The 12,714-nt window shown below is 45.9% G+C and carries 11 protein-coding genes; 3 read left to right on the top strand and 8 right to left on the bottom strand.

Annotated features, from left to right (window positions below):
- Positions 1-14 precede the first annotated feature (14 nt).
- The 8 genes from D1614_RS16190 to D1614_RS16155 all read right to left on the bottom strand — a co-directional run bounded on the left by D1614_RS16190 (position 15) and on the right by D1614_RS16155 (position 8,906).
- Positions 15-941, bottom strand: coding sequence for a metallophosphoesterase family protein (locus D1614_RS16190; RefSeq protein WP_119439012.1), 927 nt, complete (start codon positions 939-941; stop codon positions 15-17).
- 15 nt (positions 942-956) lie between these two features.
- Complete coding sequence (locus tag D1614_RS16185) at positions 957-1,922, bottom strand: metallophosphoesterase family protein (RefSeq protein WP_119439011.1); 966 nt, start codon at positions 1,920-1,922, stop codon at positions 957-959.
- A gap of 9 nt (positions 1,923-1,931) precedes the next feature.
- A complete protein-coding gene (locus tag D1614_RS16180) occupies positions 1,932-3,107 on the bottom strand; it encodes an alpha/beta hydrolase family protein (protein WP_119439010.1) in 1,176 nt (391 codons plus the stop codon).
- Positions 3,108-3,129: 22 nt separating this feature from the next.
- A complete protein-coding gene (locus D1614_RS16175) occupies positions 3,130-5,424 on the bottom strand; it encodes a ligand-binding sensor domain-containing protein (protein ID WP_206610050.1) in 2,295 nt (764 codons plus the stop codon).
- Positions 5,425-5,432: 8 nt separating this feature from the next.
- Positions 5,433-6,032: a DUF1349 domain-containing protein gene (locus tag D1614_RS16170; RefSeq protein WP_119439009.1), complete on the bottom strand. Its 600-nt coding sequence runs from the start codon at positions 6,030-6,032 to the stop codon at positions 5,433-5,435.
- 37 nt (positions 6,033-6,069) lie between these two features.
- A complete protein-coding gene (locus D1614_RS16165) occupies positions 6,070-6,879 on the bottom strand; it encodes an HpcH/HpaI aldolase family protein (RefSeq protein ID WP_119439113.1) in 810 nt (269 codons plus the stop codon).
- 113 nt (positions 6,880-6,992) lie between these two features.
- Positions 6,993-7,730 carry an HAD family hydrolase gene (locus D1614_RS16160; RefSeq protein ID WP_119439008.1) on the bottom strand — a complete coding sequence of 246 codons (738 nt, stop codon included), beginning with the start codon at positions 7,728-7,730 and terminating at the stop codon, positions 6,993-6,995.
- 324 nt (positions 7,731-8,054) lie between these two features.
- The gene (locus tag D1614_RS16155; RefSeq protein WP_147384276.1) at positions 8,055-8,906 is read right to left on the bottom strand and encodes an AraC family transcriptional regulator; all 852 of its coding nucleotides are present in this window, start codon (positions 8,904-8,906) and stop codon (positions 8,055-8,057) included.
- A 177-nt stretch (positions 8,907-9,083) separates the two neighbouring features.
- Between D1614_RS16155 and D1614_RS16150 the strand changes: the two genes are divergently transcribed.
- The 3 genes from D1614_RS16150 (at position 9,084) to D1614_RS16140 (ending at position 12,690) form a co-directional block, all read left to right on the top strand.
- Positions 9,084-10,031, top strand: a complete 948-nt coding sequence (locus tag D1614_RS16150; RefSeq protein WP_119439006.1) for a dihydrodipicolinate synthase family protein — start codon at positions 9,084-9,086, stop codon at positions 10,029-10,031.
- Positions 10,032-10,108: 77 nt separating this feature from the next.
- A complete protein-coding gene (locus D1614_RS16145; RefSeq protein ID WP_119439005.1) occupies positions 10,109-11,581 on the top strand; it encodes a sodium:solute symporter family protein in 1,473 nt (490 codons plus the stop codon).
- A 23-nt stretch (positions 11,582-11,604) separates the two neighbouring features.
- The gene (locus D1614_RS16140) at positions 11,605-12,690 is read left to right on the top strand and encodes a sialidase family protein (RefSeq protein WP_119439004.1); all 1,086 of its coding nucleotides are present in this window, start codon (positions 11,605-11,607) and stop codon (positions 12,688-12,690) included.
- The last annotated feature ends 24 nt before the right edge of the window (positions 12,691-12,714 follow it).

Below are 12,714 nucleotides of genomic sequence, written 5' to 3'. Positions count from 1 at the left end.
CTTCGCGACTCTGTTTACTTTGCTTCAGGAAGTGACTCTGCTTTTTTTAATCTTTCGGCCTCCCAGCCGTGATCGACATATTCCCACGAAAACCCATCGCCTTTAACTTTTACCAGCACAAAACCTTCTTTTGTATTGTGGCGTCTTCCTTTCCAGCCGTTTCCGGCAATGGAGCCGCCGGTAATGTAATGAAAACGGTCGTTTACGTAACCGTACTCTTTCCAGTGAATATGCCCCTGTAAAACCAGTTTCAGGTTGTAAGATTCCAGCATTTTAAATACTTCCGCAGCATTGCTCACATTTCCTTTTCCTTCCGAGCCGGTAACCTGCGACCGGGTGGTGATCATCGGAATATGTGTTACAATTACAATGGGTGTTAAAGTATCAAGTTTTGAGATGTCCGTTTTTAGCCACGCCAACTCTTCCTCGCTGAAAACTCCGGTGTAGCGTTTATTTTCTGTCACGCCCAGCGAATTCAGTACAATAAAATGCCAGTTTTTATGATCGAAAGAGTAATACGTTTTTCCAAAATATCGCTCAAACATCCCGTATTTGTAATCGGGATGATCGCTGCTTTCGGGGCTTTCAGCATAAATTGCAAAAAGATCGTGGTTGCCCAGACAATTGTACACCTGCATATTAAAACCCGCACTCATTTCTTTATACAGCGAAAAAAGGGTGTCAGACCTGCCTTTATTTCCGCGCATGGCATCAAAAACCAGGTCGCCGCCCGTAAGCACAAAATCAGGATTGAGTTCATTTACCTTGTCAATGGCCATTTGAAAACCTTGCGGAGCGCCCATTTCGGGTTTTAAGTGAATATCGGTCAGAAATGCAAAAGTGAAATCAGCTTCTTCAACGTTTAAGTTTTTTGCCTGTGAAAAGGCAAATTGTACAAGCAGAATAAAAAGAAAAATAGTCAAAAGCTTTTTGGTGAACATAGCCTGTTTTTAAGATTAGAATTTAAGATAGCGGTCAGAAATAGCCGGCCGCATGTATTGTTTGAATTGTTCGGGATAACCCAGTTCCCAGGGCGAAGGACCTACCCACTCCGACTCCCGTCCTTTAATCTTTATGTATCCTTCTGACGAGATCTCAACCACGGCCCAAAGCGGTTCTTTAAACGGAGCGGTGTATTTTATCCATTTGAAGTTTTTGTCCACCTCATCGCTGTACCGAACGTGCACATAATCATCGCCCAACCAGTGATAAGCCATTGAGGTAAGCGTGATGTAATAGATTCCGTTTACCTGGTCGGCTACGTCCCAATGCGTATGCCCGTTAAAACAAGCAATCACTTTTTGCTTCGGATGGTCGGCGTTGTGTTTTTCGAGGATGGTCTGTATTTCACGGTAGTTTTCCACACCGTAATTCTCGTCTGCCCCGGGATAAAGAATCAATCCCTGATGCGAGAAAACTATAACCGGAAACTTTGTGTTTTCCAGATCGTTTTTCAGCCAGGCAACCTGCTCGGGGCCAATAAACTGCTGATAACCTTTTACGTCCGGATTTTTCTTGTCGTTGCCATCGAGTACGATAAAATGAAAACCGTTCTTTTCAAACGAATAATAGCTGCTTTTCATGTTCCGGTAAGCCAGTGCAGCTTCGCGGCTGGTACCACCGTCCATTTCGTGATTCCCGATTACATGGTACTTTTCGCCTTCAAATGAATTCCAGGTATCGAAATACCCGGCGTACTGCTCTTTCGGAATTATAAAGTCGCCCAGTTCAATAATGAAATCAGGCTGAGTAGCTTTCATACTGTCGATGAAAGTTCGGATGCGGTATTCCGAATCGTGCATGGTAGGCAGGTGAACATCGGTACAAATTCCGAATGTCACCACATCTGCCTGCTTTGGCGCGCACGACGCAAATGCCAAGACTACAATACTGGTCCAAAAGAATGTTCTCAGTTTCCTCATCGGCTTATTTTATTTCAGGTTCAGATACTTCATCACAGCCTTGTTCCCTTGCAAAGCATTAGCCGGCAGCTGATTTTTTTTATTGAACACCCGCAACTCGTCCGGTTCCAAAACGGTGACAAAACTTTCGTCGTAACCATAATTATAGGGAAGCTTGTTTTTATCGAGCCCCAGATGATGGGCAAAAAAGTTGTAAACGGCAAATCGCTTCGACGGTCCGTAATCGTGCTTTTCCAACGGAAGATGCACATTCTCCGCCTTGTGTTCGGCGTTGTACAAAGCATACACTTTTTGTATGTAAGGATATTCAATCAGCGGGGTGTTGCTGGTCCAGTCTCCTCCGTTGGAAACGATCAACATCGGACGTGGCGCACAAAGGGCAGCAATTTCCACATTATTGGTTTGGTGATGATCGCTTTTGTGAACCGGCATTCCGCTTTCGCACACACAGCCGCCAAAAAAATGAGCCGAAACCTGCACTACCGGAGCCGAAACTTTTATTCGATCATCGATGGCCGCGAGCATAAAAGTCTGTGTTCCTCCACCCGAGCCTCCGGTAACGCCAATTCTCTCCGGATCCACATCGCCTCTCGAAAGCAGGTAATCCAATACCCGCTGACTGTTGTAAGTTTGCAGAACCAGCGCAATCGGAATGTCGTGGGTTACTTGTTTCGAATCGGCAAAACCCACCATGTCGTATGCCACCACAATGGCTCCCATGCGGGCAAACGCTGCCGACCGAATCTGAACATCAGCCTTCAAACGCTTGTCTTTCAGATGCCCGTGCGGACACAAAATGGCCGGATTCTTACTTTTCAATTCATGTGGACGGTACAAATTCCCGGTGATGTAAAAACCCGGAAAACTCTCCATGATGAAATTTTCCACCACATAACCATCCATTTTTCGCGCGTTTGAAATGGTAACGTTCAGTTTTGAAGAGCGCTCCGGCATTTGATTCAGCTTCATTCCTTCAATGATCCCTTCCCGAACCACAGTTGCCCGCTTTTCCCACGATTCGCGGTCGTTCCATGATTGGGCAAATTCTTTCATTTTCAGGTTGGCCTCGTCTTCGGTCCAGTGCCGCCCCTGGCACAACATATTCTCCTGGGCTTTCATTCCGCTTGCAAAAGCCAGCCAAAAAGCGGCCAGCAGAACCAGTGTTTTGTACGTTTTTCTATTCATCAGTTGGTTTATTTTAGTTCTTCTAATCTTCAATTATTCCCAGGTAACGGGCTTCCCAATACGGCCATAGCCAAAATACAGGCTCACGTACCTGTGCCGGATTTCCCTGAACAGCAGCCCACGGATTTTTATCCCAGCGAACCGTAGCGCGGATACTGGCCGGCGGCAGCTCACTGATCTGCACCTCTTCCAAAATCGGTTTTCTTACTACCTGCACATCTTCCCGAAGTGTATGATCGATGTGCCAATCCACCAAATCAAGCGGCGCGTCTTTTAGGAAATCGATGGTTTGCTGCACGTTTGTTTTTTTCCCGGTCACAAAAGTGTACACCAAATTATTGTACAAGTTCTCTCCTTCCGTTTGTTTTTCCATCCATTCATCCATTAAATTTTCATAAAAAGATTTCAATTCCGGATCGGTTTCATACTTGATCAGCATCGGAAAAAGATAGCCTTCCATGGTCAGGTCGAAATAAATCTGCCAGGCCGGATTTTTACGATTCAAACGGGAAGCATTGTCCAAATAACCTTCTTCATTGATCAATCGCCGGTATTCGGTTTCGTATTTTTCATTACCGGTGATGTGTGCCGCAAATTTCAAATACGCCAGCAGTTCAAAAGAATTCAGACTGCGTTCCGACGACCAGTCGGGATCGCGGTTTAGTTGTTCGGGCGACCAAACGGCCCAACGCGTGTGCTTTCCGTCAATATCGATAAAATTGTAGTTGTGTTTTACCAGGTAATCCATGATTTTGCTGACATGATTGCGCACCAGTTGCTTTTCTTCATCGTCGGCTGCCAATTCATAAAAGTAGAAATAGGCCATCATATGTCCGTCCATTTCGTCGCTGCTGGTGTCGCCTTTCCAAAGCCACTTGCCGTCGGCTGATTTTCGCCAGCGCTCTTCCACGGGTTTGTAACGCGGGTCCGCAACCTGTGCATCGGCAATCTGGCGCTCGGTATAAGTTCGGTTGGGATCGTGCACCTGCTGCCAGTCGACCGGGACAATCGTGCGTGCAAAAAAGCCATCGGTTCCGGTAATGGTTTGAAGCTTCACCAGGAAGTCAAAAGCTTTGCGTGCTTTCATTTTCGCATCCGGATCGCCGGTGGCTGCATACCTGAAACTTTCCATCGCCAGGTAGCCTCCGGTGTATTCTCCATCGTTGTCATCGTCGGAATGTCTCCATGTAGAAGTATCTCCGGGAACCTCCAAACGAAGCGGCGCACAAATCCAGGGCTCGCGCATGTGTTTCCGCATCATTTGAGTGTAGAAATTCCGCTCTTTTTCCGCCAGTGTCATCTCTATTTTTTTGATCAGGCTTACACCGTTTGCCGTGGCAATCCAGGCATTCCCGTTTCCATCAAAAGCGATATCTGTAACCTTATCATGGGTCAGCCATCGCTTGCTAAAACGAAGCGAATGCGAACCATCGGGCGAAAAACGAACCACCCCCACGTCGGTTCCTACCCACATCACTCCGCCGGGCGCCTGCTCTATACTGTTCACAAAAATGGACGGGATGCCGTTAGCTGGCTGGAGATTTTTTACAAGCAGATTGTTTTCGCGAATGGAAACGCCGCCCATAACACCTGCCCACAATTTATTCTCCGGCCCAAACGAAACCGCCTTTACATAGCAGCTGATCAGTTCATCCGTATTTTGAAACAACTCTGTTTTTCCCTCTTTGCATTTATAAAGTCCGGCATCGGTTCCCACCCACAGGTTTCCATCGGTATCAACCATCGCATCGCGCACCGAGCGGGCAATTGCATAGGGTTGTAATTCCCATTTTTGATTGACTGAATGCCAGATTCCATGCGGTCCCAATGCGTAATTCTCTTCGCCGTCGGCACAGATCACAGAAACTGGAGGATTCACACCTTCTTCTTTTGCAAGTGTTCCGGCAGAAAAACGATACAAACCGTTCCAGGTCCCCAGCAATACATCGCCATTGGGATTCACCACCACCGAATAAGCAGGGCCGCGATCTTCCCCGGTAATTACTTCCTCCCAGTCTCTTGTATTTTCATCTTTTCTGAAAACACCTGCTGCAGTGGCCACCCAAACATTGGAACTATGGTCCACTGCAATGCTTCGTATCTCATTGTCGTCTTCCTTATCACTGATGTAAAAAGCCTCGTGCGTTTCCTGCACAAAAGGCACATCCTGATAGTTTTCGGGCACGGACACTGCCGGCACTTCCGCTTTCTGCTGACACGATGCAACGGTTAGCAACAACGTTGACAATAAAGCAAATGCTGAAAAAAGAAGGCTGCGCTTACTGCTTGCCGGGGAAAAAATAATCTGTTGATACATGATTGCTTTTATTTGTGAGTTTCGTATTCGGGCCACAAACAAGGACCGCTTTTAAATTCAGAAAAAACTGCATTAAAGCTTGACTTCAGCGGGCTGCATGCATAAACCCCCACTTTTATTTCTACGGATGCTTTGTGCAAGTGCAGCATTCTCATTTGCCGGAATCCGGTTCCATCCACCGAATTTTCGATGTAAAGATCCTGCCCGCGCCGACTCACCCGGTACCACATCTCTGAGATGCCTGCGGGAATGTCAGTAGTTGCCCAGTCGGAAAACCCCAGGTTGGTCACCACCGATCCCAGTCGTGCAAAAGTTTCATTCTCGTATTCCACCGACACCTTTACCCAGTTCTCGTTGTCGATGAAAAGCAGCACCCCACACTGGTCGTACCGGAAAGCGGTTTCTTCAAATTCGGCCTTCACTTCAAAGCTGAAATCACCGTTCAAACTAGTAACAAAAGCCGGTGCATTCGCATTCTGAAAGCCATAATAAGTACGCTGCCACAAATCGGTTTCCGGCCGGGTTTCAATCAGCACACGGTTGCGGTCAACCACAAAGTTTTCCGGTTTGTTTATCCATTCAAAGTTTTCGAGCGTTCGTTTTTCCATTTAGTCAGTCATTGGGTTAGTTATCTATGTTCGGCGTTTACACCACAAAGGCTTCGGAGACATCATCCGGTTTATCCCCGGCACTTTCACGGATTATATTGAAATCGTCGCTAAGTTTCTGTGTCAAGAGCATAATGTCAGAACTGTAAATAATGAAATTCACGCCTTCGGTTATCCACTTTGTTTGCCGCCCGGGATGATCGGAAAAATGAATGCCCACCGCTTTGTTTTTCGACCGGCATTTATGAACAATAAGTTTCACCACTTCTTCAAACTTTGGGTGGTCGTATTGCTCCGGAATGCGCAAACTCAGCGATAAATCGTGCGGACCGATAAACACCGCATCCACTCCCTCCACATCCAGCAAATCATCGAGTTTTTCGAAAGCAGGAACACTTTCGATATTCAGCATACAAATATTCCCGCGGTTATAGTTGGCCAGATAATCCTTCAACTCAGGTTCCACCGACCCGGAATTGTTCAACAGCTGTTTCAGTCGCTCCCCTTTCAAAGGCCGGTATTTGATCGCGCCAACCATTTCCCTAACCTGTTCCACATTTTCAATATAAGGAGCCAGAATTCCTTCGGCCCCGGCATCCAGCATTTGGCAGGCCCGAATTGGATCGGGAGAAGGGATTCGCACCACAGGAGCTATTCCGGCTGCCCCATAAAGCTGACACAGCGCGGCCACTTCCATCCTTTCCAGCGGTACATGTTCGGTATCAAGAAACACAAAATCGAGCCTGGCACTGCGCACCGCTTTTATCCATAACGGAGCCGTAGAAGTGATACAGGTTCCGTAAACCCGTTTTCCGTCTGCCAACTTTTTCAGTAATTTTTTCGCCATTGTTAGTGATACTTTATCAATATTATTTTGTGTTTCCTGCTGATTGAAAGGATCAAAAAAATCGCTCAATCTGCCATCAATTATACCTGATTGTTAAAGTTTGTTTTGGCATTTCAATCTTCCGCAAACAATAGTCTTGTCAGTTTTTCAAAATCATCCACCACAATGTCCGCTTCGCCCTGGTCCTGGCTTTCGGAGCTTGCTCCGCCATAAGCCACACAAAACATCCCGGCACTTTTCGCTGCTTTAATCCCGTTTTTTGAATCCTCGATCACCAGGCAGTTTTCGGGCTCAACCCCCAGCAACTTTGCTGCATGCAGAAATACATCGGGTGCGGGTTTGCTTTTGCCAACGCTTCCGCTGCTGATGGTGTGTCTGAAATACTTTCGAAGACCCAACTTATCGATAATAATTTGTACGGTTTCCGGATTGGAGGAAGAAGCCACCGCCATTGGCACTTTCTTGTTTTCAAGGAAATCGAGCAATTTTCTCAGGCCCGGCATTGGCTCCAATTTCTCAAGGGCAGAGAAAAAAGGAATCCCTTCCTGATTGGTAAGCCGTGTCATTTCCTCCTCATCGTGCGAAAGTTGCCGCTTTTCGATGATCTGACGCCACATAACATCAGTGGCAGTCCCCATGTAGGAGGCATGTTCCTCGTCGGAAACATCTACCCCAACTTTCTGAAACATTCGCTTTTCTACTTCAATGTGATAGGGCTCGCTGTCCACCAATACACCATCCATATCAAAAATGATGGCTTTGGGAAATCGTTTTTCAACTGGTATTTGCATGGTATCTTTTGCTATTACGATTCCCGGAATTGTCAATAAACTGTCAATCTGAACAATCAAAAAGATTTATCTCCATTCCGGAAACCAGGTTCCAATGCATGATACCAAATTAACACACAATGGCCAAACAATACCACACATTTGTTGGCTAATACAAATGCAATATTGACTTTCAGGAAATAAATGCTTAACAGGAAATTTCAACATCAACTGATCATCAAAAACCTTAGTTAAATCGATCGATCCTTAAATTTATTTGGCTTGTATGGATTCATAAACAGGGCAAATCTTTCGTAAAGTCCTGAAAGGATTTAATGTGAATAACCGTGCGTAAAACGTACGGCAAAAACCTCAAAGGAATAAAAATCACTCAGAAAGAAAAACTTAGCGAAAATCCTTCCGGTAGTCTGAAGGTGTTTTCCCCATGATCACTTTAAAGTAGTGGTTAAAATTTGCGAGGTTGTTGTAGCCGCACTCGTAACAGATCTGGGTTATCCGCTTATCGGTTTCGGCCAGTAGTTTGGCGGCAATTCCAATTCGCACGGTTTTAACATATTCCATAAATGTCTGGCTGGTTTTCTTTTTAAAGTAACGGCAAAACGAACTGGGTTCCATGTAAACCACCTTGGCAGCTTCCTTTAAATTGATGCCTTCCTGAACATTCTGAAAAACGTACTCGTAGATTTTGTCGATCTGATCGCGGTCTTTATCATAATTACTGGGCAGTTCTGAAGGCAAGGCCAGGTATTCACGGTCTTCCACTTTTAGTAAAAGACTGAATACCTTCAGCAGGTTAATGTACCGCTCCAAACCTTTCAATTCTACCATGCGGTTCAGCGTCAAGGCTACTTTCTCAATTTTAGGGCCTTTAAAAAGAATCCCGCTGTGCGCCTCTTTCAGCAACTCAACCACCTGCTCCAGTTCCGGGATATTGAAAAAATCGGAACTGATCAGGTTTTCGTAAAAATGGGTAACCACGCATTCGGGCTCCTCATCATTACTGGTCTCCAGCACTTCCCAACAGTGAGAAATGTTTGGCCCCAGCAATACCAGATCGCCCGGAGTGTAACTCGAAATATTATTCCCGACAATCCTTCTTCCCGATCCCGAAGTGATCAGGTTTAACTCAAAGTTATTATGGGAATGAATCTTTTCGGAGTTCGGATCCATCTTTAGTCGCCGCGTAATAAAAGAGTGCTTGTGAGGAACAAAGATTTTTTCGTATACAAATTCCACCGTGAATATTTTTTAACCCTAAAACACAAATATTAATTAATAAGTTCAAATTAAGGTCAAAATTCAATGCAAAACAAACAATATACAAGAAGTGTGACGCAACAAAATGAACTTTCTTTGTATGTGTAGTTTTTACGCTAATCGATTTAACTGATTAAAAAATTCAATATAATTCAAATGAATTCATCATTAAAAGGAATAATTCCTCCGATCGTTACACCTTTGATCAACGAGGAAGAGCTGGACGAAAGCGGGCTGGCACGCTTAATCGAATACCTTATCAGCGGCGGTGTGCACGGCATATTTTTGCTGGGTACCACGGGCGAAGCCACCAGTTTGAGCTATTCGTTGCGCAGGGAGTTTGTGGAGAAAGCCTGTGCCTTTATCAACAAAAGAGTTCCGGTAATGGTGGGAGTTACAGATACTTCTGCCGCAGGTTTACTCGAAATGGCCCATGTTTCAAAAAGTGCGGGAGCCGATGCCCTGGTGATCTCTTCTCCTTACTACCTCCCCATTTCTCAGAACGAGTTTGTTGATTTTTTAAAGAATATCAGCCCTAAACTTCCTTTGCCATTTTTATTGTATAACATGCCCAGCTGTACCAAAATGCACATGTCGGTTGAAACCGTGCGACAAGCCAAAGAACTGGGTGCGATCGGGATCAAAGACAGTTCGGGCGACCTTGCTTATTTTTACACGCTTTTGGATGAGTTTAAAAACGAAACCGATTTTGCGGTTATTTGTGGAACCGAACTATTCCTGCCCGAGTCGGTTAACTTTGGAGGAAGCGGCGGAATTACAGGCGGTGCCAATATTTTCCCCCGGTTGTTTGTTGACATGTACAAGGCATCGTTGGATGGAGATTTAAATAAAGTGGCCAGATTAAGAGACATTGTCATTCAGATTGAGAAAAAAATATATAATATTAGTGCAGACAGTTCGAGGTACATTGAAAGTATAAAATGCGCACTTTCGGTTTTGGGAATTTGCAGCGGCTACGTGGCGCAGCCTTTCAGTGGTTTTGAAGAGGCACAAAAGCAACAAATGCAAGTGAACATAAAAGAGTTGGCCGAAATGTATCCAGAGCTGAATGAAGAAATAAGTATGTTAAACAGCATCACCTGAAAAACAGGATAACCCGGTAACCAGCCGACATAAAAGCCGGCAGCGTTACCGAGAAACCAATAGTATAACAACATCCAATGAACTTACCTGTAACCGACTTAATCGTTTTTATAATCATCACTTTAGGGAACGTCATTTTCGGCGCCAGTTTTTTTCTGAGAAACAAAACATCGAGCCAGTTTACCACCGGCGGAGGAAAACTCCCCGCCTGGGTAGTGGGCATGTCCATCTTTGCCACCTTTGTCAGCAGCATCAGCTTTCTGGCATTGCCCGGAAAAGCTTACATGAGCGACTGGAATGCACTGGTCTTCAGCTTTGCCATTCCGGTGGCGGCCATTCTGGCGGCTAAGTTTTTTGTTCCGCTGTATCGCAACCTCGGAAGTGTTTCCGCCTACAATTACCTGGAAGTCCGCTTCGGAAGCTGGGCCCGGATTTATGCTTCCATCTGTTACATTTTAACCCAACTGATGCGGACCGGAGCCATTTTGCTTTTACTGGCACTTCCGCTAAATGCACTTTTTGGGTGGAACATCAAAACCATCATTATCGTTACCGGAATAGCTGTTACCGTATATTCCATGATGGGAGGAATACAGGCAGTGATTTGGACCGACGCCATCCAGGGAATCATCCTGGTGGTGGGAGCGCTGATTTGTGCAGCCGTTTTAACCTTCTCCATGCCTGAAGGCCCCTCGCAGATTTTTGAAATTGCAGCTGCCAACCACAAATTCAGCCTGGGAAGCTTAAGCGCCAGTCTTTCGGAATCTACTTTCTGGGTGGTGCTGATTTATGGTTTGTTTATCAACCTCCAGAACTACGGAATCGACCAAAACTTTGTACAACGATACATGACGACCAGCACCGAGAAAAAGGCCAAGTCGTCGGCACTGTTTGGCGCTTTGCTTTATGTACCGGTTTCCATCGTTTTTTTCTACATCGGCACGGCGTTGTTCTCGTATTATACGGCCCGCCCCGATCTGCTTCCGGCAAACATCGATGGCGACAAAGTGTTTCCGCATTTTATCGTGAACGGCTTGCCTACGGGTTTAACGGGCTTGTTGATCGCTTCCATTTTTGCTGCCGGAATGAGCACCGTTTCAACCAGTATCAACAGCACTGCCACCATTGTTCTTTCGGATTACTACCAGAAATATTTCAATAAAAATGCCGACGACAAATCATCCATGAAAGTGTTGTACTCGGCTTCCGTTATTTTTGGAATTTTGGGCGTTCTTATTTCGCTTTCGCTGGTGGGTGTCGAAAGTGTGCTGGATGCCTGGTGGTCGCTCGCATCGATCTTCAGCGGAGGTATGCTTGGCCTGTTCCTGCTGGCTTTCCTCTCCAAAAAAGTAAGAAACATGGACGCGGCCATCGGTGTAATTGTTGGCGTTCTGGTTATTATCTGGATGAGCTTATCGCCACTTTACTTTACCCAAGGAAAACTGCTGGCTTTCAGAAGTCCTTTCCACAGCAATCTCACCATTGTAATTGGGACCATGGCTATTTTCCTGGTAGGATTTTTATCGCTGAAACTGGCAAAAAAGAAATAAATATCAAATAAACTATACGACTCATGAAACTAATCACTTTCATCTCAGCAATGTTCCTGGTAAGCTCTCTTGGGGCGCAAAAACCCTACACCGGCAACCAGGCGATAGTAAAATCTGAATTCATTTATCAACCGGAAGATGTACCCTTTCCGAGTTGCCACGCATCAACCATTGAACAAACCAAAGATGGTTTAATTGCTGCCTGGTTTGGAGGCACGCACGAGAAACACCCCGACGTAGGCATTTGGGTGAACCGCTTTGAAAACGGCAAATGGACGGTTCCGGTGGAAGTTGCCACCGGCGTTCAGCACAAAACGTTGCGTTACCCTACCTGGAACCCGGTATTGTTCAATTACGGCGACGAAATCATTCTTTTTTACAAAGACGGCCCTAATCCGCGCGAATGGTGGGGCGAATACATTACCTCAAAAGATGAAGGAAAAACCTGGTCGCAAAGCATTCGCCTACCCGAAGAAATTGCGGGTCCGATCAAAAACAAACCGATTCTGCTGGCAAACGGCGACCTGCTTTGTCCGTCGAGCACTGAAGACAATGGCTGGCAAATCCACATGGAAATCACTCCCGACCGTGGCAAAACCTGGGAGCGCACCAAGCCGCTAAACGATGGCGAAAAATACCGCGTTATTCAACCGGCCGTATTGGTTCATCCAGGAGGGAAACTACAGGCACTGTGCAGAAGCGGCAATAAAAAGATCATCACTACGTGGTCGGAAGACAACGGAAGAACCTGGACCGAGCTGGAGCCAATCGATATGCCCATCCCCAATTCAGGAATCGATGCAGTAACCCTGAAAGACGGACGTTTTGTGCTGATCTACAACCACATTACACCCGGAGAATCATGGGGCGACCGCAACATTCTGAACATGGCCGTTTCAAACGACGGAATTCACTGGGAAGCAGGCGTTTTACTTGAAAACGATCCGGATAAAGACGGTGAGTACTCCTACCCTGCCGTTATTCAAACCAGCGACGGAATGATTCACATCACCTACACCTGGAACCGGAAACTGGTGAAACACGTGGTAGTAGATCCTGCTAAAATTAAGGTGCGCCCGTATAAAAACGGCAACTGGCCGGCGGAATAAAACAATCATGATTCCGGGGAATCA

This window comes from Maribellus luteus, assembly GCF_003576475.1.
GTDB lineage: Bacteria > Bacteroidota > Bacteroidia > Bacteroidales > Prolixibacteraceae > Draconibacterium > Draconibacterium luteum.
Note: the sequence above shows the minus strand (reverse complement) of the source record. Positions and strands in the feature narration are given on the sequence as shown.